Origin of the sequence: Sporosarcina highlanderae, from assembly GCF_030433715.1 — a bacterium.
In the GTDB taxonomy this organism is placed as follows: domain Bacteria; phylum Bacillota; class Bacilli; order Bacillales_A; family Planococcaceae; genus Sporosarcina; species Sporosarcina highlanderae.
The window spans coordinates 250503-272840 of the sequence record NZ_JAROCC010000004.1 but is presented as its reverse complement, the minus strand read 5'-3'; the positions used below and the strand labels follow the sequence as shown (position 1 = coordinate 272840).

The following is a 22338-nucleotide window of genomic DNA, read 5'->3' as shown; positions in this document are numbered from 1 at the left end:
GTCGGAGGTGTTGTCATTGGTTCTTGTCTATCCACAAATTGTAACTGGCGCAGATCTATTGCGCGGGATTATTAAACTCGATCAGTTAGCCCCCCTTCTGAAAAGGAGAGGGGCTAAATCCGTAGGAATCATCAATTCGAAAATGTACGGCGTACGTTCATTTTGTAAAGTAATGAAGAAATACGATATCCATCCAGTTATCGGCCTGTCAATTCGTCTTGAAATTGAGGAAGGAGCAGATGTCCTTCTATTTGCCTATGCAAAAGATGATAAGGGATATGGCAATCTACTTAAAATCAGCAGTGCGATGGCGACAAGGGAACAGGAAACACTTCCGCTGAAATGGCTGCAGGCTTACAGTGAAGGCTGTGTCCTAATTTGCCCATTGACTGACCAATCGTGGGAGACTTACCGATCTGTTGACTACGTAGAGCTTATCGGAAATGCATGCCGAACGGTTTACATGGGTGTATCAAGGCCAGGGGGGGTCATTCATCCAGCTGAAAAAGAGATTCAGGAGATTAGTGAGACAACAGGAATAACGATTACAGCGTTCCATGAGTCAAGGTATTTGGTGAAAGAGGATGCCTTCGCTTTTGAAGTTGCTACTGCTATTCAATCCGGTTATAAGTTGAATGATCCATCCAGACCAAAAAACAGAATCTATGATGCTTATCTCCCTGAAGAGGAAGAGTTCCAGCAATGGTTTTCAGATCATCAAGACTGGATTGAAAATATGTCAGAGATTATGCTGTCCTGCAATGCTGAATTGCCGCCAAGTCATTCCCAAATGCCCGCATTTCCAGTTCCCGAGGGCGTTACCTCAGCTTCATTGTTAAAAAAACAGTGTGAGGAAGGGTTGCGGGGAAGACTTAGCGCTGCAAACGCAACCTATTTGGAAAGAATGCATTATGAACTTGAAATCATCGAAACGATGGGGTTTTCCGATTACTTTCTAATTGTCGAGGATTTCATGCGCTTTTCAAGGGAGCAAGGTATCCTTACAGGTCCAGGAAGGGGGTCTTCCGCGGGTTCACTTGTCGCTTATTCACTCGGTATTACAGACGTGGATCCGATCAAATACGGACTTATATTTGAACGATTCCTGAACCCAGGAAGAATTACAATGCCCGATATCGATATCGACTTTGCAGATAACCGTCGCTCTGAAGTGATCGAGTATGTTGCAAAAAAGTATGGTAAATCAAATGTTGCACAAATCATCACTTTCGGCACCTTATCAGCCAAATCTGTTGCCCGGAATGTTGCGAGGGTATTTAATTTTTCAAACGAGGAAATGGCATTTCTATCAAAACAAATACAAGAAGGTCATAGCAAAAGACTAGAAGACTCCGTTAAACAATCTAAAGCGCTTCAAGATTGGATTGCCATGGACCCTATTCGGAACAAATGGTTCCAAGCAGCTAAAGCTCTGGAAGGGTTACCGAGAAATGCTTCCACCCACGCAGCTGGCGTCATCCTTTCGCCAGTGCCGCTTGTCGAAACAGTTCCTCTTCAAAATGGCTCAGAAGATATCTATTTGACGCAATGGGCGATGGGAGATGTTGAAGAAGTTGGCTTATTGAAAATGGACTTTCTTGGTTTACGAAATCTGACACTGATGGATCGGATCAAATCCATGCTTGAGCATGATCGGGGAGTCGTGTTGAATTACGAAGACATTCCTTTAAATGATCAAAAGACCTTTGAATTATTCAGAGAAGGGGATATGACTGGAGTATTTCAGTTTGAATCTGACGGAATGAGAGACGCCCTAAGGCTTATAAAACCCGATGAATTCAGTGATATCTATGCAATAAACGCATTATATCGTCCCGGCCCGATGGAAAACATCCCACTTTATAGCAGAAGAAAGAATAATAATGAAAAAATCCAATATATTCACCCGCAACTTGAGCCGATTTTGAGCGAGACAGAAGGAATCATCGTCTATCAGGAGCAAATCATGCAAATAGCCGTACGGATTGCAGGATTTTCAATGGCTGAAGCAGACCTTTTGCGAAGAGCCGTTAGTAAGAAAAAAAGGGAGATTTTAAGGCAGGAAAGAGAACATTTCGTCAAGAGTGCAGTAAATAATAATTTCCCTGAAAAGTCGGCCAGTGAAATCTATGATTTAATCGTTAAATTTGCGGACTATGGATTCCCGAAAAGCCATGCCGTGGCATACTCTTTAATTTCCTACCAATTGGCTTTCATTAAGGCGAATGAACCCGAATACTTTTACGCAGCTTTATTGTCCTTAACAACAGGGAACCAAGATAAAATGATGGAGTACATTCATGAAATACGAAGAAAAGGGATTAAAATCCTTCCACCATCAATCCAAAGAAGCAAGTTTTCACATATCGTTGAAAATGGCGCGATTCGAATTGGACTTGGTGCCATTAAAGGCGTGACGCCATCATTTTATAATATTGTAAAGTCTGCGCGAACAGCAGGTGGTTGGAAGTCCTTGTTTGATTTTTCAGCTGCAATCGGAGGAACTCATTTCACTGAAAAGGCACTAGTCCCATTAATAAAAGCAGGAGCTCTTGATGAATTTGGAGAAAACAGATCCGTGCTGTTAGCCTCCATCGAAGCGGCCCGCAACCATGCAATGTTTATCGGCTCAGAAGAAGAGGGTGATCTGCTTCATGATATCATTTTCTCCATCGCGAAACCAAAATACACTCCAGGCGGAACTATGCCTCGATTCGCAATGTTGGAATACGAACGCGAAGTGTTAGGATTCTATTTGTCAGAGCATCCGGCATTGGAGATGAAAAAGCAGTTGGGTGAACAAGTTGTGGACCTTGTTGACGTTTCGTTTGCTAAGGAAAAAAGTATGTTGAAAGTCGCAGGCTTAATTCGAGAAATCAAACGCATACGTACTAAAAAAGGTGAAGCAATGGCTTTCCTAACTCTTCAAGACGAAACCGGCGAACTATCCTGCACAATATTTCCTAAACAATACGCCATAACCAACGTTCATTTACAAGAACTTGCTATGGTACAACTTGCCGGAACAATGGAAAAACGAAATGGCCAAACCCAATTGCTTGTACAAAATGTAAATAGAATTTAGATTTACGGTTAAACAGGTAAAGGAAAGCAAATGCTATCCCTTACCTGTTTTATTATTTTTATAGCCATTTTTCCTTAAAATTGCTTTACGCAAACCCCATTTTTCTGTATGCTTATAGACATGAGTGGTCAGACCACTTTTCGAACGATGAAATACCTAAAGGGGCGGGGCCCGTATGCAAAATACAAAACCAACATCTAAGATGTTTCTTGATATAGTAGGAGAACTGAGGCTCATGATCAAGGCGGAAGGCATAGAGGTTGGTGACAAATTACCGTCTGAACGCGTATTAGCCGAGCGTCTCCAAGTAGGAAGATCGACTGTCCGCGAAGCACTACGAAGTCTTGAGCTATTGGGACTAATTGAAACACGACGAGGAGAAGGTACTTTTCTAGCCGATTTCAAAAAACATCAGCTTGTTGAGGTCCTATCTCCATTCATTATGCAGCAGACCGGTTCTGCCAAGGATGCAAGAGATACTCGAATTATCCACGAAAAGGCGGCTATCCAATCAATATGTAGTGATTCCCGAAAGCAGAAATTACCTGTTTGGAAAAGCCTTTTAATGAAGTTGGCTGAAGAAGGTTCGGTATTAAGAGAAGATATTGTCCGGGAAATGATTGTAGCGACGGATAACCGATTATCGTTGAAAATCTGGTTTTTATTGAAACAATATAGCAGAGTTCCTTATGGGAAAATGACTGAAGTGAAGGAAAATCAAATTGTAAGTACATTGCTTGAACAATTGATTGAAGGTCACGTTTTCGAGGCGTTGAACGCATATGAACGATGGATTGAAGAAATTGAGGGGGAAGAATAATGATGATCCGAGAACTTTTTACAAAGCATAAAAGGAAGCAAGCAATAACGATACCTTCAGCGGAAGCTAAAAATGACGTACCTGAAGGAATCATGACCAAATGTCCAGAATGTAAAGAAATCATCTTAACTAAAGATCTAATGAAAACAGCCAAAGTATGCCCGAAATGCGACCATCATTTCAAAATGACTGCATGGGAGCGCGTGGAATGCTTATTTGACGAGGATACTTTTGAATCCATGGATAATCATTTGAAGACCGAGAATCCATTGAATTTTCCGTCTTACATGGAGAAAGTGGCGTCTGATAAGGAACAGACTGGGCTGAATGAGGCTGTATTGACCGGTACTGGAAAAATTGGCGGAATTGAAGTTGCAGCTGCCATTATGGATTCACATTTCCGCATGGGTTCCATGGGTTCAGTTGTCGGTGAAAAGATAACACGTGCTGTGGAAAAAGCAACCGATTTAGGTCTACCCATCATTATATTTTCAGCAAGTGGCGGTGCCAGGATGCAGGAGGGTATTTTATCGTTAATGCAGATGGCGAAAACAAGTGTGGCACTAAAACGTCACTCTGAGAGAGGATTGTTATTTATTTCCGTGATGACGTATCCCACAACAGGCGGTGTCTCGGCAAGTTTTGCATCCGTAGGAGATATCAATATAGCGGAGCCAAAAGCGTTAATTGGCTTTGCAGGTAGACGTGTTATTGAGCAGACTGTTAGGGAAAAGTTGCCGAATGATTTCCAAACAGCGGAATTCCAATTAAATCATGGTCAGTTAGATGCTGTTGTTCACAGGGAAAAAATGAAAGAGACTCTTTCCAAGATTATTCGACTTCATGTTAGGGAGGAAAAGGTACATGAGTAAGACACTAACGTTTGAAGAACCAATCATTAAACTACGTGAGAAAATTAAAGAATTAGAGGAATTTACAAATTCATCAGAGGTCGATTTGTCAAAAGAAATTGAAAACCTTAAAATCCGTTTAAAGAACCTTGAAGAAGATATATATGAGAATATGGATCCTTGGGAACGTGTACAGGTAGCAAGACATCCAGAACGTCCTACATCGCTCGATTACATCGGCGAATTATTCGAAGATTTTATTGAGTTCCATGGGGATCGGGTATTCGGAGACGATGCTGCCATTGTTGGCGGTATTGGTTTCTTTGACAATAAACCTGTGACGATTATTGGTCAACAACGTGGTAGAGATACAAAGGAAAATCTTAAAAGGAACTTTGGTATGCCTCACCCAGATGGATACCGTAAAGCGTTGCGGTTAATGAAGCAGGCTGAAAAGTTCCAACGCCCAATCATTTGCCTGATTGATACAAAAGGGGCTTACCCAGGAAAAGCAGCAGAGGAACGTGGGCAAAGTGAAGCCATTGCCCGTAATCTTGTTGAAATGGCTGGACTAAAAGTACCTGTTATTTCAATTGTAATTGGTGAGGGAGCGAGTGGTGGTGCGCTTGCAATCGGCGTGGCCAATCAGTTTCTAATGCTTGAGAATTCATGGTGTTCGGTTATTTCACCTGAAGGGGCAGCTTCTATTCTTTGGAGAGATGCCTCACTTGCAAAGCAGATGGCCGAAGCGATGAAAATCACTGCACCACATCTTAAAGAAATGGGTATAATTGATGATATCATCCCTGAAGTGATGGGAGGAGCCCATCGCGATCCTAAAAAACAGTCTGAATTTATACGAGAGGCTCTTAGAAATTCTTTGGCTGCGTTTGAGGGAATGGATGGAGAAAGCTTGATAGAGGATCGGTACTCCAAATATAGAAACTTAGGCGTATTTACCGAATGAATAAGGAAGGATGCGATTGTTTTCGCATCTTTTTCGCCTTTTATGAAATACATACCAAGGGGTGTTCTTGTTGAAAAAAATCGGCGTTTTAACAAGCGGAGGAGACGCACCGGGCATGAATGCTGCAGTTCGTGCTGTTGTTCGTAAGGCCATCCATGATGGTCTTGAGGTCTGTGGTATATTCAACGGATATCAAGGGCTGATTCAAGGGAAGATCGAACAACTACAATTAGGTTCCGTCGGTGATATTATTCAACGTGGAGGAACAATGCTAAGATCTGCCCGTTCGGAGGAGTTTATGACTGAGGAAGGTCGTATCAAAGCGGTTCGTCAATTGAAATTGCACGGAATTGATGGGCTTGTTGTTATCGGTGGCGATGGATCATTCAGGGGAGCATATGAATTGGTTAAATTAGGTATTCCATGTGCATGTGTACCAGCTACTATTGATAACGACATTAATGGAACCCAATTCACAATCGGGTTTGATTCGGCATTAAATACTGTCATTGACGCCATTGATAAAATCCGAGATACAGCGACTTCTCATGAACGTACTTTCATCATAGAAGTGATGGGCAGAGATGCTGGAGACCTTGCACTCTGGGCTGGATTGGCTGGAGGGGCAGAAACAATTCTCATTCCAGAAGCAGGTTTTAATATGGATGAGATCATAAAACGGTTACAAAGCGGTACAGGTCGTGGGAAAAAGCATAGTATTATCATTGTTGCTGAAGGGGTCATGTCAGGCTCGGGCTTGTCAGAATTATTATCAGAAAAAGCTGGGATCGAAACAAGGGTTTCCGTTTTAGGGCATATTCAACGTGGAGGTTCGCCATCTGCAAGGGATCGGGTCATTGCAAGTCAGTATGGGGCAAGGGCTGTAGAAGTATTGCATGAAGGGCGAGGTAGTGTTGCAATTGGTATGCAAAACAATGTGGTGGTAGACTATGATTTAGAAGTGGTATTTAAACCAACAGACCACTCCTTAGATATGGAATTATACAAATTGTCAAAAGAATTGTCGATTTAAGAAGAACAATATGAAAGGGCGTATTGTAATGAGAAAGACAAAGATTGTTTGTACCATTGGACCAGCTAGTGAATCACCAGAAATACTTGAGCAACTGATCGAGGCAGGAATGAACGTAGCACGGTTGAACTTTTCTCACGGATCACATGAAGAGCACAGAGCCCGAATTTCGGCTATCCGGGAAGCATCGAGGAAAACCGGAAAAGTTGTGGGGATTTTGTTAGATACGAAAGGGCCTGAAATTCGTACACATTCCATGAAAAATGGACAAGTCGAATTGATAACGGGGCAACATATCGATATCTCGATGACAGAAGTGGAAGGGACGGACGAAGCCTTTTCTGTTACATATGATAAATTGATTGAAGACGTTGACAAAGGTTCAGTCATACTTTTGGATGATGGACTGATCCAGCTTGAAGTTGTTGGTTTGGATAAGGAAAATGGGCTGATTCGTACGATTGTTGTAAACTCTGGTATTTTGAAAGATAAAAAAGGTGTCAATGTTCCAGGCGTATCCGTACAACTACCTGGTATCACTGAAAAAGATCAAGAGGACATCTTATTCGGTATTGAAGAAGGTGTGGATTTTATAGCAGCATCCTTCGTACGTCGCGCTTCGGATGTTATGGAAATCCGGGAGTTACTTGAAACAAACGGCGGTGCATCTATTCATATTATTCCTAAAATCGAAAACCAAGAAGGTGTCGATAATTTAGATGAAATCTTGAATGTCTCGGACGGTCTAATGGTTGCAAGGGGAGACCTTGGCGTTGAAATTCCTGCCGAAGAAGTTCCACTTGTACAAAAAAACATGATAGAAAAATGTAATCAAGTTGGAAAACCGGTCATTACTGCTACACAAATGTTAGATTCGATGCAACGTAATCCGCGACCAACAAGAGCAGAGGCAAGCGACGTCGCAAACGCTATTTTGGATGGTTCGGATGCAATCATGCTTTCGGGTGAGACAGCGGCGGGTCTTTATCCTGTAGAATCAGTCCGTACGATGGATCGCATTGCACGCACTGCAGAGGGAGCTGTCGATTATCGTTCGGTCGTATCGACGCGTCGTCGTGAAAAGCAAGGAAATATGACAGAGTCAATAGGTCAAGCGGCTGCCTATACAGCTATCAATCTAAATGTAAAAGCGGTATTAGCACCAACCGAAAGTGGACAAACCGCAAAAATGATCGCTAAATACCGACCAGGTTGTCCCGTAATCGCAATTACCGCCTCTGAGGAATGCTCCAGAAAGTTAACTCTCGTTTGGGGAATTTATCCAATTATTGGGGAGAGAGTCCATTCCATCGACGAGATTTTACAAGAGTCTGTCGAAGAGAGTGTTAAGCATCAATATGTTACTCATGGTGATGTCGTAATTATAACGGCAGGTGTTCCTGTTGGTGAGGCAGGTACTACGAATCTTATGAAAATCCATGTTATCGGCGATATGCTTGCCCGAGGTCAGGGGATTGGAAAATCTGTTGCGTTTGGTGAAGCAGTCGTTGCAAGAAATGCAAAAGAAGCATTGATTCATAACATGGAAGGTAAAATTCTTGTCACCAATTCATCTGATCGGGATATGATGCCTGCGATTGAAAAATGTGCAGGATTGATTACTGAAGAAGCTGGACTGACGAGTCATGCGGCTGTAGTTGGCTTGAGTCTCGGAATCCCTGTCATAGTAGGTGTTGAAAAAGCGACCGAAGTAATTAACAGCGGACAAGAGATTACTATGGATGCTGAGTCTGGTGTAATCTACAATGGACATGCAAGAGTATTATAATTCTCAATCAAAAAGGCTGACTTTCGATTCCTCTCGAAGGCAGCCTTTTTAGGAATGGAGTTGTTTTAATGATGAGATGGCTAATTTTTGCTTTTATTCTCATACCTACGGCTGAAATTGCATTGCTCCTCTACTCAGGTAAGACTCTTGGGGTTGGACCAACGATATTCCTGATCATTGCAACAGGAGTCGGAGGGGCCTACTTGGCTAAAAGACAAGGACTTAAAGCTTGGAAAGATTTACGTGATCGAATGGCTGCGATGGAGACACCGGGTAATGCTGTTATTGATGGCGTTTGTATATTCATTGGTGGAATACTTTTGATCATGCCTGGCTTCATCACAGATATAGTGGGGTTATTGCTTCTATTGAAATGGCCAAGAAATATGATACGTCCTTTTATCGTCAAATGGATTTACAAAAAAATGAAAAACGGACAGATTATTATCCGGTGAAATACGGGTTTTTTTTCAGTTTAAGGGCTGCAAAAAGAAGAAACGGTGTTAATAGTATGCCAGCGAGCCCGAAAAGATAAAATGAGCAGACCGTTATAAAGAACGCGTGTATGGGTTTTACTCGAAAAGCAGAGGCCCACATATAAGATTCAGCCAATTGTCTTGTCGTGATTACGAAAATATAGAGAAGGATTAAGGAAATTCCGATGAATAATTGGTTTGAATAGAGAAAGAACGCAGACATCGGGATTAAAAACAGTCCGATTCCTAATAGAGGCAGACTGTCAACGAGCGAGACAAGGAATGCGCTTCCGATAGGAGATTCAAAGCCAAGGAAAGAAAACCCGACACATAGAACAATAAACGTTAGTAGGAACAGCCTTGCCTCTACAAAAAAGAACGTGCCAATCAATTCACCTGATTTTGTGAATATTCTCTTGGCGGAAGCGCGCATCCGATTTGGGAAATAAATTAAAAACCAAAACCGATTCTTACCTGATTCACGTAAAGCAAAGAAATAGGCAACAAGAAAAATAAAGAGACTGAATATTCTCTGGAACAATGACGCCGTAAATGAGATGGCATATTCTAACAATGCATGTCCATATTCGACAAACTTTTCTTCAAGAAATGAAAAAACTTTTCCCGTTAAATCAGTCTTCCCAGTGTACTGAGCAAGATGTTGCTCTACAAGTGGAATTGTATCCATCAAGCCTTGTAAAGCGATAAATGAAAACGTACTGAAAATGAATAGGATTGAAAGCATAACAAAGAGTGTGGCTAACGTTAAAGGAAGGCGTGTCATAGTTCTTATGGCCGTTAAGATGGGAGCGGTAAAGTAAGCGATAATAATTGCCACGCCGACTGGAGGAACCATAAAGAGTAAGATGGCGGCGATAATTGCAGGAATCCATTGCAATGCCAATGATTGGAAAGGTTGCTGTTTAATGCGGTTTTTCAACAATGTTTCATCCTTCATAAATTATTTTTCTGCGAAAACAAGCGTTTCCATTCACAAAGCTGTACTATTTGCTTATAATGGTCATGTAAGCGTTTCAGGCAGTACTAAATAAAAAGTAGATTTGCCTAGATTCACAAGATTTTGTTGTAGATAGTAGGCAAAATTGACTGAAGGAGCGATTTAAATGACAGCATCAAAAGGTTTGGAAGGAATCGTAGCTACACAGTCCGCCATCAGTTCCATTATTGATGACTCCCTTACATACGTTGGTTACGATGTCGATGACCTCGCAGAAAATGCAAGTTTTGAAGAAGTTGTTTATCTCTTATGGCACCAACGTTTACCGAAAGAGGACGAGCTTGCTGAATTGAAGAAGCAACTTGCAGACAATATGTCAATTCCTCAAGAAGTACTTAATCATTTTAAAACATATCCAATAGGTGATGTGCACCCAATGGCTGCATTGCGATCTGCAATCTCACTTCTTGGATTATACGACGAAAAAGCTGAAGATATGTCCGATGAGGCAAACTATGAAAAAGCTATTAAATTACAAGCGAAAGTTGCAACTGTTGTTACTGCATTTTCCCGTATCCGCAAAGGACAAGAGCCTGTTGCGCCTAAAGCAGAGCTTGGTTACGCAGCAAATTTCCTTTATATGTTAACAGGCGAAGAGCCGGAAGAAATTGCTATCGAGGCATTCGACAAAGCTTTAGTTCTCCACGCTGACCACGAGTTAAACGCTTCCACATTCACTGCACGTGTTTGTGTAGCTACTCTTTCCGACATTTATTCGGGCGTGACGGCAGCTATCGGAGCTCTAAAAGGCCCACTTCATGGTGGAGCGAATGAGCAAGTTATGAAGATGCTGATGGAAATAGGATCTGAAGAAAATGTAGAATCATATATTAGAGAAAAACTTGATAATAAAGAAAAAATCATGGGCTTTGGCCACCGTGTCTATAGAAAAGGTGACCCGCGTGCAAAACACCTTCGTGCAATGTCGAAGAAGTTGACAGCACTACGCGGTGAAGAAAAGTGGTATAACATGTCTGAAAAAATCGAGTCAATTGTGACAGGCGAGAAGAATTTGCCTCCGAACGTTGATTTCTATTCAGCTTCGGTATATCATTCACTTGGTATCGATCATGATTTATTCACACCGATTTTTGCGGTCTCCCGTATGTCCGGTTGGACAGCGCATATTTTGGAGCAATACTCCAATAACAGGCTGATTCGTCCACGTGCGGAATATGTCGGACCAGGTATGCAAAAATATGTACCGATCAATGAGCGATAACTTTTAAAAATTCCTTGATAGATATTCTATCGGACAGTTGAACATGTAATACACGGGGCGGTATAGATCTATACCAGCCCTCTCATCATGAAACGGAGGAATAACAAAATGGCAAAAATCACAGTAACTGACGGCGTTCTAAACGTTCCAGACAAAGCAACAATCCCTTTCATCATTGGTGACGGTACAGGTCCTGATATTTGGCATGCAGCTTCACGAGTACTTGAAGCGGCTGTTGAAAAAGCATACGATGGCAAAAAGGAAATCGAATGGAAAGAAGTTCTTGCTGGAGAAAAAGCATTCAATGAAACTGGCGAATGGCTACCTCAAGAAACTCTTGACACAATCGATGAGTACCTAATCGCGATTAAAGGTCCATTAACTACACCAATCGGTGGTGGATTCCGTTCATTGAACGTTGCTCTTCGTCAAGAATTGGATCTATATACTTGCCTACGTCCAGTACGTTACTTCGAAGGTGTGCCTTCACCGGTTAAACGACCTGAAGATTGTGACATGGTCATTTTCCGTGAAAATACAGAAGATATCTATGCTGGTATCGAGTACAAAGAAGGTACAGAAGAAGTTAATAAATTGATCGCATTCCTTCAAGATGAAATGGGCGTTAAAAACATCCGCTTCCCTGAAACTTCAGGAATCGGAATCAAACCAGTTTCTGAAGAAGGCACAAAACGCCTTGTACGTGGTGCGCTAAACTTCGCTATCAAAGAAGGCCGTAAATCTTTGACACTTGTCCATAAGGGCAACATCATGAAGTTTACAGAAGGAGCTTTCAAAAACTGGGGTTACGAAGTGGCTGAACAAGAATTCGGCGACAAAGTATTCACATGGAACCAATACGATCAAATTAAAGAAGCTGAAGGCACAGACGCTGCAAACAAAGCACAAGCTGACGCAGAAGCAGCTGGTAAAATCATCGTAAAAGATTCCATTGCTGATATCTTCCTACAACAAATCTTGACTCGCCCGAAAGAGTTTGACGTTGTTGCAACTATGAACTTGAACGGCGACTACATTTCTGATGCACTTGCTGCACAAGTAGGCGGAATCGGAATTGCTCCAGGAGCGAACATCAACTATGTGACTGGCCACGCAATTTTCGAAGCAACTCACGGTACAGCACCAAAATATGCTGGCCTTGATAAGGTAAACCCTTCTTCCGTATTGCTTTCCGGTGTTATGATGCTTGAGCATATGGGCTGGAACGAAGCTGCGAATATGATCACAGCTTCCATCGAAAAAACAATCGCTTCTAAAGTCGTAACGTATGACTTTGCACGTCTAATGGACGGAGCAACAGAAGTAAAAACATCTGAATTTGCAGATGAACTAATCAAAAACCTATAATTTAACCAAACAAACCGGGAAGCTTCCACGCTTCCCGGTTTTTATATTATCTATAGAGAGTAATAAATTGATTTCCGCTTCAGGCGGACGCTTTCCGGGGGGGCGGGCGGTGAGCCAATCGAACAGCGAAGGGTTCGATTTGCCTTAATTTCTGCGTTTTTGCAGAAATTAAGGCATCCTACCCCAGGTGCTCGTAACGCTGCGCTTTTACTCGCAAAAGCCGTTCTTCGTAACGGCTTTCACTGCGGGGTCTCACCTGTCCCGCTGCTCCCCAGGAGTCGCCGCCTTCAGCTACAATCAACGGTGTTTCCTATTAAATGGATGAGGTGATGGATAAGATGACAATCAAATCAACTAAAACAGATGGAGATACTATCTATAGATTCAAGACCGTCTGTCTGATACGTAAACGGGGTTCTGCCGTTAGAGTTACCTATATCTAATTAGTTTAGGCTGTTAAAAGATTTGTTGTTTTATCAATGCTTAAAGCAATTTTCAATAGAAATAACAATACAATTGGGAAACTAATTAACAGCAGCACATAAATTTGTGTGCCTTTGCTAATTTCACTGCTAATAAGTTTGTTCACAAGAGGTTGAAGAGCTTTTTGAAAATAACTGAAAACGTAGAAAGGAACAAATGGTTTTGTGCTAAAATTGAGATATAAGAAATCGGCTTATTCAATTAACGGGCCATTTAATGGCATAATTAAACTGTTGCTTTCTGTTCCAGGCGTACGAGTTCCTAGCCAAAAGCATTTGACGCGGTTGGGTGGTTTTTTGGAGAGAATGCATAGCCGCGTCCGCGAGTTATCGGTCACTTTCGAAGTGTTATCGGTCAAATTCACAAGTTTATCGGTCAATCTCCGCAAGTTATCGGTCAAACTCACAAAGTTATCGATCAAATAACCGGAGTTATCGTTGTTTTGTGACTTTTCGACTATGGAGTCCACCCGCGAAAAATCACTTTTTGGTGGCACGCCCTTCGGAAAGCGTACCGTATAGAGCGCAAATCAACGTGTTACACACTATATCGTCAACGGGCGCGATTGTGGAAAAAATAATTAAAGGGGTGGTGATCGCCACCTTTTTTTAATTGGCCCAGTGCAGCTATACCGAGAAAATATTATTAATAATGGATGGAGTTAGAATATGAAAGTCAAAGAGTTCATTAAGGAATACAAAGAACGATATCCTAACAAAGAGTTCAGCAGTGAACGTTTCGGAGGTAGATTTGCATATGGTGATCGGCGTGAGGTAGCAACAGAAGAGATGATTAGCGCTCACGAAGAAAAACTTGGCTTTCGATTCCCACCTTCTTTCAAGGGATTTTTAATGGAATTTTCTAATGGGATTATTCTTTTAGGTTGGGAACCCATTGGAGGAGTTGGTCCAGATGTCCTCCCTGGACAGATTGGCAAAGTGGAGAGGATTATCCCAAACATTCCTAATCATGTACAGGTTTTAGATAGTGATGAATATGAATTTGTAGAATCGAATCGACTCATTTCTCTTACTATGTGTGATCAAGGCGATATAAGTAATGATCATTGGGTTTTTATATGTGAGGAAAATGCAATCGATTACAGGTTAGGCTATGTTGCACAATCCGCTCTTAAGATTGTAAAAGTAGTTGAAAGTTTCGAGAAGTGGTTAGAGATATTCTGGGAAGGTAACAAAGACAAAGAAGATGAAATGATGGTATCGACCTTCCAAATACTTGTCCCTGATCATTGGGAGCGGGAAAAGCTGGTTAATTTATGCTTTTATGATGATTAGAATAAAATGCGAGAATGGGTCAAATCCTATTCTTGCTTTTTCTACCCTCAATTCTGTGGCGAATCATACGCTAATTCGGTTGTTAATTGTGTTACGTTTTAATTTTTTTCTCCATCAACCGAACCCGTTTCTATAATGCCGTCGCTTATTTGCTGTTCAGATCTTCAAAAACCAGGGACATTGCTGTAAATTCTCCGCTGGTTTTATCTTGCGGATTGTAAGGATGATACGTAGAAGTAGGCACAGTTCACGATCTTTTCATTGTTAATACGTGAAATAGAATACTATATTTAATTGTGACTCCGTTGCTTGAAGTGGAAGGCGGCGACTCCTGCGGGAATAGCATGAGCTGAAGACCCCGCAACGAAGCGTAGCGAAGTGAGGAGACTGAAGCCATGCCCGCGGAAAGCGTCCGCCTGAAACGGAAAGCAACAGTTTGCCGTGTGTGCTTTAGCCAAGTCGCTTGCCCTTTCCAAGTGAAAATTGATACACTTTCTATAACAACTATCATTGCTCTATAAATGAAGGAGGAAAAAAGGTTGATATTAGGGAAAAAGAGGCGTATCGGTAGGGAAATCGACAAAATAGACGTTGGTGAGAAACTGAAGCTAACCGAGAAAATAGAAGACAAAGATCTTCTCCTCTACCTTGGCTTAACGAATGACGCAAACCCGCTATACATACAACATGATTACGCTTCACAAACAAAATTCGAAAAACCAGTAGTTCCATCGATCATGTTAACCGGTTTCGTCACTTCTGCAATATCGAAATACTTGCCAGGACCGGGCTCCCATATAACAGAACAGCATTTACTATTCCCATACCCTGTGTTTCATTATGAAACGATTGAATTCCTTTTCGAAGTAATACAAGTTGAAAACGAAAAAAATTCAATAATTATTAAGATAGTAGCTACAAATGAGAATGAGCAAACAGTTATTTCCGGAACTGTAACAGTGATACCTCCTTCCCAAGAGAAAAATCTCACTGCTCGGGCTATGGATAATTTTTAAATTTCATGATGAGCAAATAAAAATTTGTTAGGGGGAGACGAGTATCGTAAGCAAGATACTGATTGTAGATGACGAGCAGCCAATTCGTACGTTGCTCGAATATAATCTTAAACAATCCAATTTTGAAACCATTATGGCGGTGGATGGAGCCGAAGCTATCTTGAAAGTTGAAGAGGAAAAACCTGATTTGATATTACTTGATATTATGTTGCCGAAGATGGATGGCATTGAAGTTTGCAAAACCCTTAGACATCGTAATATCAATACTCCGATTATTATGCTCACGGCGAAAGGTGAGGAGCCAGATAAGGTTTTAGGCTTGGAAATCGGTGCAGATGATTATATGACAAAGCCGTTTAGTCCTCGCGAGGTTATTGCGCGTGTGAAGGCTGTCCTGCGTCGAAGTCAAGAAAGAACAGAAGTGGAGATGGTTGATGACGAGATCATCAAGTCGGGTCCACTAACCGTCCATCCCGTGCAGTATGAGGTTTATCTGGGTGACCAAGCATTGGAGTTTACTCCGAAAGAATTTGAACTGCTTCTCTACTTCATGCAAAATAAAAACCGTGTACTTACTCGCGAGCAATTATTAAGCGCAGTTTGGAATTATGACTTTGTGGGAGATACACGGATTGTTGATGTGCATGTTAGTCACCTAAGAGAAAAAATTGAAGAAAATACAAGAAAACCTGTTTTCATTAAAACGGTTAGAGGAATCGGGTATAAATTCGAGGAGCAAAAAGTCTAATGAAAACCTATTATTATCGACTTTTAGTTGCCTTCGCCGTCATTTTCTTTATTTTATTGACTGGTCTGGGGATTGTCCTTGGCCAGTTTTTTAATCTGATTGATCAGCAAATCACATCAGAAGTTGAGCGAAAGTATTGGCTTTTCCTTGCTGTTATCCTTTCAATTATATTTTTCATTGCCATTTTTATAGCGTCCCGTGTCATTCGCCAATACACGAATCCAATTGACTTAGTTACGAGAACAGCGTTAAAACTAGCTAAAGGGGATTATTTGGCAAGGACTTCAATTGAGGAACTTGGGAGCGACAATGAGTTAGGTGTTGCTTTAAATCAAATTGCCAGGAACTTGCAGGAAACATCGATTTTACGGACGATGGAAAAAGAACGATTAAAAACCTTAATTGAGAGTATGGGGAGCGGACTCTTGATTTTCGGCCGGGAAGGTACAGTTAATATGCTGAATGGCGTATTTGAAAAGACATTTGGTTTGCCAAGCGATAGTTTGATTGGAAAGACTGTAAAAGAAATAAATATTCCCGACGAAATCAAAAACTTGATAGAGGATGTGTTCCTGACTGAAAAAGTTACGGAACGTCAAATAAGGAGCGGCGGGGCATTTTTCAATGGGTATGGAGCACCAGTTATCGGTCGACATGGCAATTGGCTTGGTATTATCGTAGTACTCCATGATATAACGAAGTTAGTGCAACTTGAAGAAATTCGCAAAGATTTCGTTGCGAATGTATCACATGAATTACGAACCCCCATCACTTCCATTAAAGGCTTTGCGGAAACATTGTTGGATGGTGCTATGAATGATCCGCGAATATCAAAGGATTTTCTAGAAATCATTCATAAGGAAAGTGATCGACTTAAATTGCTGATCGATGACTTATTGGAACTGTCGCAAATTGAAAGAGTGGGCTTTCAATTACAAAATAGGTTAGTGTCCATTTCAGATGTAGTTAATGATGCATTGAAAATTATCTCTGGTCCACTTGAGAACAAGGGAATGGATATCATTCTACAAGGTCAGACAGGGATCAGTTTAGAAGCTGATAAAGATCGTCTTATCCAGGTAATGGTTAATTTGTTGGCAAATTCCATTAATTATTCCAAAGAACGGACTAAAATTTATGTTACGACATCGGAGACGAATGATCATGTCATTATTCAAGTTAAGGACGAAGGAATTGGAATCGAGCAAGATAAACTATCAAGACTGTTTGAACGTTTTTACAGAGTTGACCGTGCACGGAGTAGGGAGTCGGGTGGTACTGGACTTGGTTTAGCCATTGTTAAACATCTGATTGAAGCACATGGTGGGAAAGTTGCGGTAAAAAGTGAATTGGGCGTTGGTACAGAATTTACAGTTACACTTCCTAAAAGAGCCGCATAACGCGGTTTCTTTTTTTTTTTTGAAACTTATTGCAAACAAGTCCGTATGATTAGTAGATACATAAGAGAAAGGGGAATTACAAATATGAGCACACGCCGAGCATCGATAGCTGCAGGCTTAATTATCGCAGGAATTTTACTAGTCGTTATCGCTTTTACTACTTGGTATACTGTGGATGAGTCCGAGCAAGCTGTTGTTATTACTTTCGGAAAGGCGGATACACCCGTAACCGAATCAGGATTGCATTTTAAACTTCCGTGGCCAATCCAGCATGTAGAAAAGCTTTCAAAAGAAACCTTCAGTCTTCAGTTTGGATACAAACAAGATGCAAGTGGGGAACTTGTCTCTTTTGACAAAGAAACGAAAATGATCACGGGGGATGAATATATCGTCCTAGCGGATCTCGTAGTTCAATGGAAAATTACGGATCCACAAAAGTTCTTATTTAATTCCCAAAAACCGGAGCAAATCCTGCATGATGCTACTTCTGCTTCAATTCGTTCCGTAATCGGAAGTTCGACAATTGATGCCGCGTTAACGGATGGGAAGGCAGAAATAGAAGGGAAAACACGGGAATTGCTAACTACTCTTGTTGGAAATTATGACATTGGAATTGCAATTCAAGGTGTCAAATTGCAAGATGTTGAGCTTCCAAACGCTGAAGTTAGGGCTGCTTTTACTGCCGTAACAGACGCAAGGGAAACTAAAAACACGAAAATTAACGAAGCTCAAAAGTATAAAAACAAACGAGAAAACGAAGCAATTGGGGAAAAGAATGCGATTCAATCACGTGCCTTGGGTCAAAAAACAGCCCGTATTGAGCAGGCCCTTGGAGATGTCGCTCTCTTTAACGATCTTCATGCAGAATACTCGAAAAATGTAGCGATTACCCGCCAACGTTTAATCATCGAAACGTTAGAACAAGTATTACCAAAGGCTAAAATCTATATTATGAATGACGATGGAGAAACGTTGAAGTATCTGCCATTGCAACAACTGGAAAATCAAACACCACCACCGGTTAGTCAGAATACGGAAGGGGGCGGAAACTGATGTCAAATGAAAATAATCCATTTAAAAGCATAGAAGAGAAGTTTATGGAACGACAACGGGCTAAACAGAACAAAGGGCCTGAACCGACTAATGTCATCAAACCGAAACGCCCATTCAATACGAAGAAATATGTAAAGTCAGCAATTGGTATTACAATAATCTTCGCGATTGCTGTCATCCTTATAGCGAACACTTTTATCGTGAAGGAAGACGAATACCGGGTTGTACGGCAATTTGGAGAGATTACAAGAATCATTAAAGATCCAGGGCTAAATATGAAAATCCCATTCATTCAAACTGTATCGACATTACCGAAAAACCAAATGATCTATAACGTCTCTGAGGCTGAAATCACTACAAAAGACAAAAAACGGATCATTATCGATAACTATGCCGTTTGGAAAATTACGGATGCAAGAAAAATGATTTCCAACGCTCGTAATATCATCAATGCAGAATCCAGAATGGAAGAGTTCATCTACTCCGTTATCCGTAATGAAATGGGTCAGTTGAATTACGTTGATGTTGTTAATGATGAGAACTCAGAGCGAGGAAGTTTAAATGACCGTGTCGCAGAAAAAGTGAATCAGTTCCTTGACGAAGGGAATTACGGAATTGAAGTAATTGATGTCCGGATGAAACGAATCGATCTGCCGGAAGAAAACGAGCATTCTATCTACACAAGGATGATCTCCGAACGGGAATCGACTGCACAGGCCTACTTATCTGAGGGAGATGCAGAAAAGCAAAAGATTGAAGCGGAAACGGACCGCGAAGTACAAGAATTATTGGCGACAGCTCAAAAAGAAGCAGCAATCATCCATGCTGAGGGAGAGGCAGAGGCGGCAAGAATCTACAACGATGCCTTCTCCAAGGATCCCGAGTTCTACAATCTCTACCGAACTCTACAGTCGTATTCCCGCACGATCGGCAACGACACAATGATCATCATGCCTGCTAACTCGCCATACGCGAAGATATTGACAGGATACTTGGAATAACAGAAGACGTCATTTTCATTTATTCGAACCATCATGGTAGAATAAAGGAAGATGACGTTTTTTTATCAAGGGAGTGAGCGGATTTGTCGAAAGAGAAAATTGTGCTTTTGGACGGGAATAGCTTGGCATATCGGGCATTTTTTGCTTTGCCATTATTAACAAATGATACGGGAATCCATACAAACGCTATCTATGGATTCACAATGATGCTGCAAAACATTTTGGAAGAAGAAAAACCGACACATATACTTGTCGCTTGGGATGCAGGTAAAACAACGTTCAGGCATTCAACATTCAGCGAATATAAAGGCGGTCGCCAAAAGACACCACCTGAACTATCTGAGCAATTCCCGTATTTACGGAAATTACTTGATGCATTTCAAATCTCGCAATACGAACTTGATCAGTACGAAGCCGATGACATTATCGGAACATTGAGCAAGACAGGGGACGCAGAAGGCATGGAAGTTGTCGTCATTTCGGGTGATAAGGACTTAACACAACTTGCAAGCGATAAAACAACAGTATGCATTACACGAAAAGGGATAACTGACCTTGAAAAGTATACACCTGCTCATGTTATGGACAAGTATGGACTTACACCATCTCAAATCATTGATATGAAAGGTCTTATGGGAGACCCTTCAGACAATATTCCCGGAGTCCCAGGCGTTGGAGAAAAAACTGCGATTAAACTATTAAAGGAATACGGTTCAGTCGAAAAAGTTTATGAATCATTGGATAAGGTTTCCGGAAAAAAACTGAAAGAGAATTTGACGGAAAATGAAGAGCTAGCGTACATGAGTAAAAAACTTGCTACGATTGATGTAGATGCTCCAATCACGATTTCGATTGGTAATTTGAGTTATCCTGGACCTTCTGAGGAAAATGTGAAAGCTATTTATGAAGAATTACAATTCAAAACGTTGCTTGAAAAAATGTCACCGGAAACTGACAGTAGACCTATTGAGGAAATCGATGTTCGGATCATAAATGATCCTGAATCCATTGAACTTGCGGAGGAAATGGCACTACATGTCGAAATGATGGATGAGAATTATTTAGCATCGGAGATTTCTGGTATCGGCATGACCGACGGTGACAACATCATTTTTATCCCGTTTGAAGTTGTCATCAAATCGGATAAATTGAAAAACTGGTTGCAGGATGAACAGAAGAAGAAGTTCACAACTGATTCCAAGGCATCGTATGCTTCTCTGCTTCGGCATGGCATTGAAGTGAATGGCATCGAATTTGACCTATTACTGGCGACCTATATTGCAAACCCTTCTTCGACGTACACGGATGTCGCTTCAGTTGCGAAGGAATTCAACTACTCCGACATTCAATCCGACGAAGTCATTTATGGAAAAGGCGCTAAAAAAGCATTGCCGGAAGAAAAAATACTTGCGGACCATGCAGGCAGGAAAGCACAAGCCGTATGGAAATTAAAGCCTGCATTGGAAGGCAAGTTACGTGATAATGAACAGTTCGGGTTGTACCGGGAGCTTGAAATGCCTTTAGCTCAAATCCTTGGAAAGATGGAAACTACGGGAGTCAAGACGGATTTAGGCATTTTAAGGCAAATTGGAATTGAATTATCCGCAAGGCTTTTAGAATTGGAATCGATTATCTATGAAATGGCGGGACAAAAGTTCAACATTAATTCACCGAAGCAACTTGGTGAGATTTTGTTCGAAAAAATTGGTTTAACGCCAATCAAGAAAACGAAGACAGGTTATTCCACTGCTGCAGACGTGTTGGAGAAACTTGAAAGCGAACACGAAATCATAAGTTTTATCCTGACGTATAGACAGCTTGGAAAATTGAATTCGACTTATATTGAAGGACTTACGAAGGAAATACATGAAGATGGTAAAATTCATACTCGTTTTCAGCAGGCTTTGACCCAAACAGGTCGGTTGAGCTCAATCAACCCAAATCTGCAAAATATCCCAATCCGTTTGGAGGAAGGGCGGAAAATAAGGGCGGCATTCGTTCCATCCGAACCGGGGTGGGTAATGTTTGCAGCGGATTACTCGCAAATCGAACTACGAGTGTTAGCCCATATGTCGCAAGACGAGAAAATGATTTCCGCGTTCCGGGAAGATGAGGATATTCATACAAAAACAGCAATGGACGTGTTTGGTGTCGACAAGGACGGAGTTTCTTCGGATATGCGAAGGACGGCGAAGGCAGTCAATTTTGGTATTGTCTATGGAATAAGTGACTATGGCCTATCTCAAAGTCTGAATATAACCCGTAAAGAAGCAGGGAAATTCATCGATACGTATTTGGCGACGTTCCCTGGCGTTAAACAATACATGGAAGACATTGTATCGGATGCAAAATTGAAAGGTTATGTCGTTACAATGATGAACAGAAGAAGGTATTTACCTGACATAACAAGCTCCAATTTTAATCTAAGAAGTTTTGCTGAAAGAACGGCGATGAATACACCGATACAAGGAACAGCCGCAGACATCATAAAAAAAGCAATGATTGACATGGATGCAAGATTGAAAGAAGAAGGTCTTCAAACACGAATGCTGCTACAAGTACATGACGAATTGATATTTGAAGCTCCTGAAGATGAAATAGAAAAATTGAAGCAAATTGTACCTGAAGTGATGGAATCCGCATTAACACTTGACGTTCCACTGAAAGTCGAGTGGGCATACGGACTATCCTGGTATGAAACGAAGTGAGGAAT

17 protein-coding genes are annotated in these 22338 nt (G+C 41.3%); 16 read left to right on the top strand and 1 reads right to left on the bottom strand.

Annotation, left to right across the window (positions count from 1 at the left end; translation table 11 throughout):
• The first annotated feature begins 7 nt into the window (after positions 1–7).
• The 7 genes from P5G49_RS07350 to P5G49_RS07320 all read left to right on the top strand — a co-directional run bounded on the left by P5G49_RS07350 (position 8) and on the right by P5G49_RS07320 (position 9000).
• Positions 8–3085, top strand: a complete 3078-nt coding sequence (locus tag P5G49_RS07350) for a DNA polymerase III subunit alpha (protein ID WP_435877195.1) — start codon at positions 8–10, stop codon at positions 3083–3085.
• A gap of 175 nt (positions 3086–3260) precedes the next feature.
• Complete coding sequence (locus tag P5G49_RS07345) at positions 3261–3905, top strand: FadR/GntR family transcriptional regulator (RefSeq protein ID WP_301242834.1); 645 nt, start codon at positions 3261–3263, stop codon at positions 3903–3905.
• A complete protein-coding gene (accD, locus tag P5G49_RS07340) occupies positions 3905–4777 on the top strand; it encodes an acetyl-CoA carboxylase, carboxyltransferase subunit beta (protein WP_301242833.1) in 873 nt (290 codons plus the stop codon). The genes P5G49_RS07345 and accD overlap by 1 nt, the downstream gene beginning before the upstream one ends.
• Positions 4770–5723, top strand: coding sequence for an acetyl-CoA carboxylase carboxyltransferase subunit alpha (locus P5G49_RS07335; RefSeq protein WP_301242832.1), 954 nt, complete (start codon positions 4770–4772; stop codon positions 5721–5723). The genes accD and P5G49_RS07335 overlap by 8 nt, the downstream gene beginning before the upstream one ends.
• A gap of 70 nt (positions 5724–5793) precedes the next feature.
• Positions 5794–6756 carry a 6-phosphofructokinase gene (gene pfkA, locus P5G49_RS07330; RefSeq protein ID WP_301242831.1) on the top strand — a complete coding sequence of 321 codons (963 nt, stop codon included), beginning with the start codon at positions 5794–5796 and terminating at the stop codon, positions 6754–6756.
• Between the two features lie 28 nt (positions 6757–6784).
• Positions 6785–8545 (top strand): pyruvate kinase, encoded by a 1761-nt coding sequence (gene pyk / locus P5G49_RS07325; protein ID WP_301242830.1) that lies wholly within the window; start codon positions 6785–6787, stop codon positions 8543–8545.
• Positions 8546–8613: 68 nt separating this feature from the next.
• Positions 8614–9000, top strand: coding sequence for an FxsA family protein (locus tag P5G49_RS07320; protein WP_301242829.1), 387 nt, complete (start codon positions 8614–8616; stop codon positions 8998–9000).
• Here P5G49_RS07320 and P5G49_RS07315 read toward each other — a convergent pair.
• Positions 8990–9961, bottom strand: a complete 972-nt coding sequence (locus tag P5G49_RS07315) for an AI-2E family transporter (RefSeq protein ID WP_301242828.1) — start codon at positions 9959–9961, stop codon at positions 8990–8992. The two genes, P5G49_RS07320 and P5G49_RS07315, sit on opposite strands and share 11 nt — an antisense overlap.
• A 184-nt stretch (positions 9962–10145) precedes the next feature.
• Between P5G49_RS07315 and citZ the strand changes: the two genes are divergently transcribed.
• The 9 genes from citZ (at position 10146) to polA (ending at position 22333) form a co-directional block, all read left to right on the top strand.
• Positions 10146–11261: a citrate synthase gene (gene citZ, locus P5G49_RS07310; protein ID WP_301242827.1), complete on the top strand. Its 1116-nt coding sequence runs from the start codon at positions 10146–10148 to the stop codon at positions 11259–11261.
• Between the two features lie 108 nt (positions 11262–11369).
• Complete coding sequence (gene icd / locus P5G49_RS07305) at positions 11370–12629, top strand: NADP-dependent isocitrate dehydrogenase (RefSeq protein ID WP_301242826.1); 1260 nt, start codon at positions 11370–11372, stop codon at positions 12627–12629.
• A 1151-nt stretch (positions 12630–13780) separates the two neighbouring features.
• Positions 13781–14407, top strand: a complete 627-nt coding sequence (locus tag P5G49_RS07300; protein WP_301242825.1) for an SMI1/KNR4 family protein — start codon at positions 13781–13783, stop codon at positions 14405–14407.
• A 542-nt stretch (positions 14408–14949) separates the two neighbouring features.
• Complete coding sequence (locus P5G49_RS07295) at positions 14950–15423, top strand: MaoC/PaaZ C-terminal domain-containing protein (protein ID WP_301242856.1); 474 nt, start codon at positions 14950–14952, stop codon at positions 15421–15423.
• Between the two features lie 43 nt (positions 15424–15466).
• Complete coding sequence (locus P5G49_RS07290; protein WP_301242855.1) at positions 15467–16171, top strand: response regulator transcription factor; 705 nt, start codon at positions 15467–15469, stop codon at positions 16169–16171.
• The gene (gene pnpS / locus P5G49_RS07285; protein ID WP_301242824.1) at positions 16171–17571 is read left to right on the top strand and encodes a two-component system histidine kinase PnpS; all 1401 of its coding nucleotides are present in this window, start codon (positions 16171–16173) and stop codon (positions 17569–17571) included. Before P5G49_RS07290 ends, pnpS begins: the two co-directional genes overlap by 1 nt.
• A gap of 84 nt (positions 17572–17655) precedes the next feature.
• Entirely contained in the window at positions 17656–18624 is a 969-nt protein-coding gene (gene hflK, locus P5G49_RS07280; RefSeq protein WP_301242823.1) for an FtsH protease activity modulator HflK, read from the top strand.
• The gene (gene hflC, locus P5G49_RS07275) at positions 18624–19625 is read left to right on the top strand and encodes a protease modulator HflC (RefSeq protein ID WP_301242822.1); all 1002 of its coding nucleotides are present in this window, start codon (positions 18624–18626) and stop codon (positions 19623–19625) included. The genes hflK and hflC overlap by 1 nt, the downstream gene beginning before the upstream one ends.
• Positions 19626–19708: 83 nt before the next feature.
• Entirely contained in the window at positions 19709–22333 is a 2625-nt protein-coding gene (gene polA, locus P5G49_RS07270; RefSeq protein ID WP_301242821.1) for a DNA polymerase I, read from the top strand.
• Positions 22334–22338: the final 5 nt, after the last annotated feature.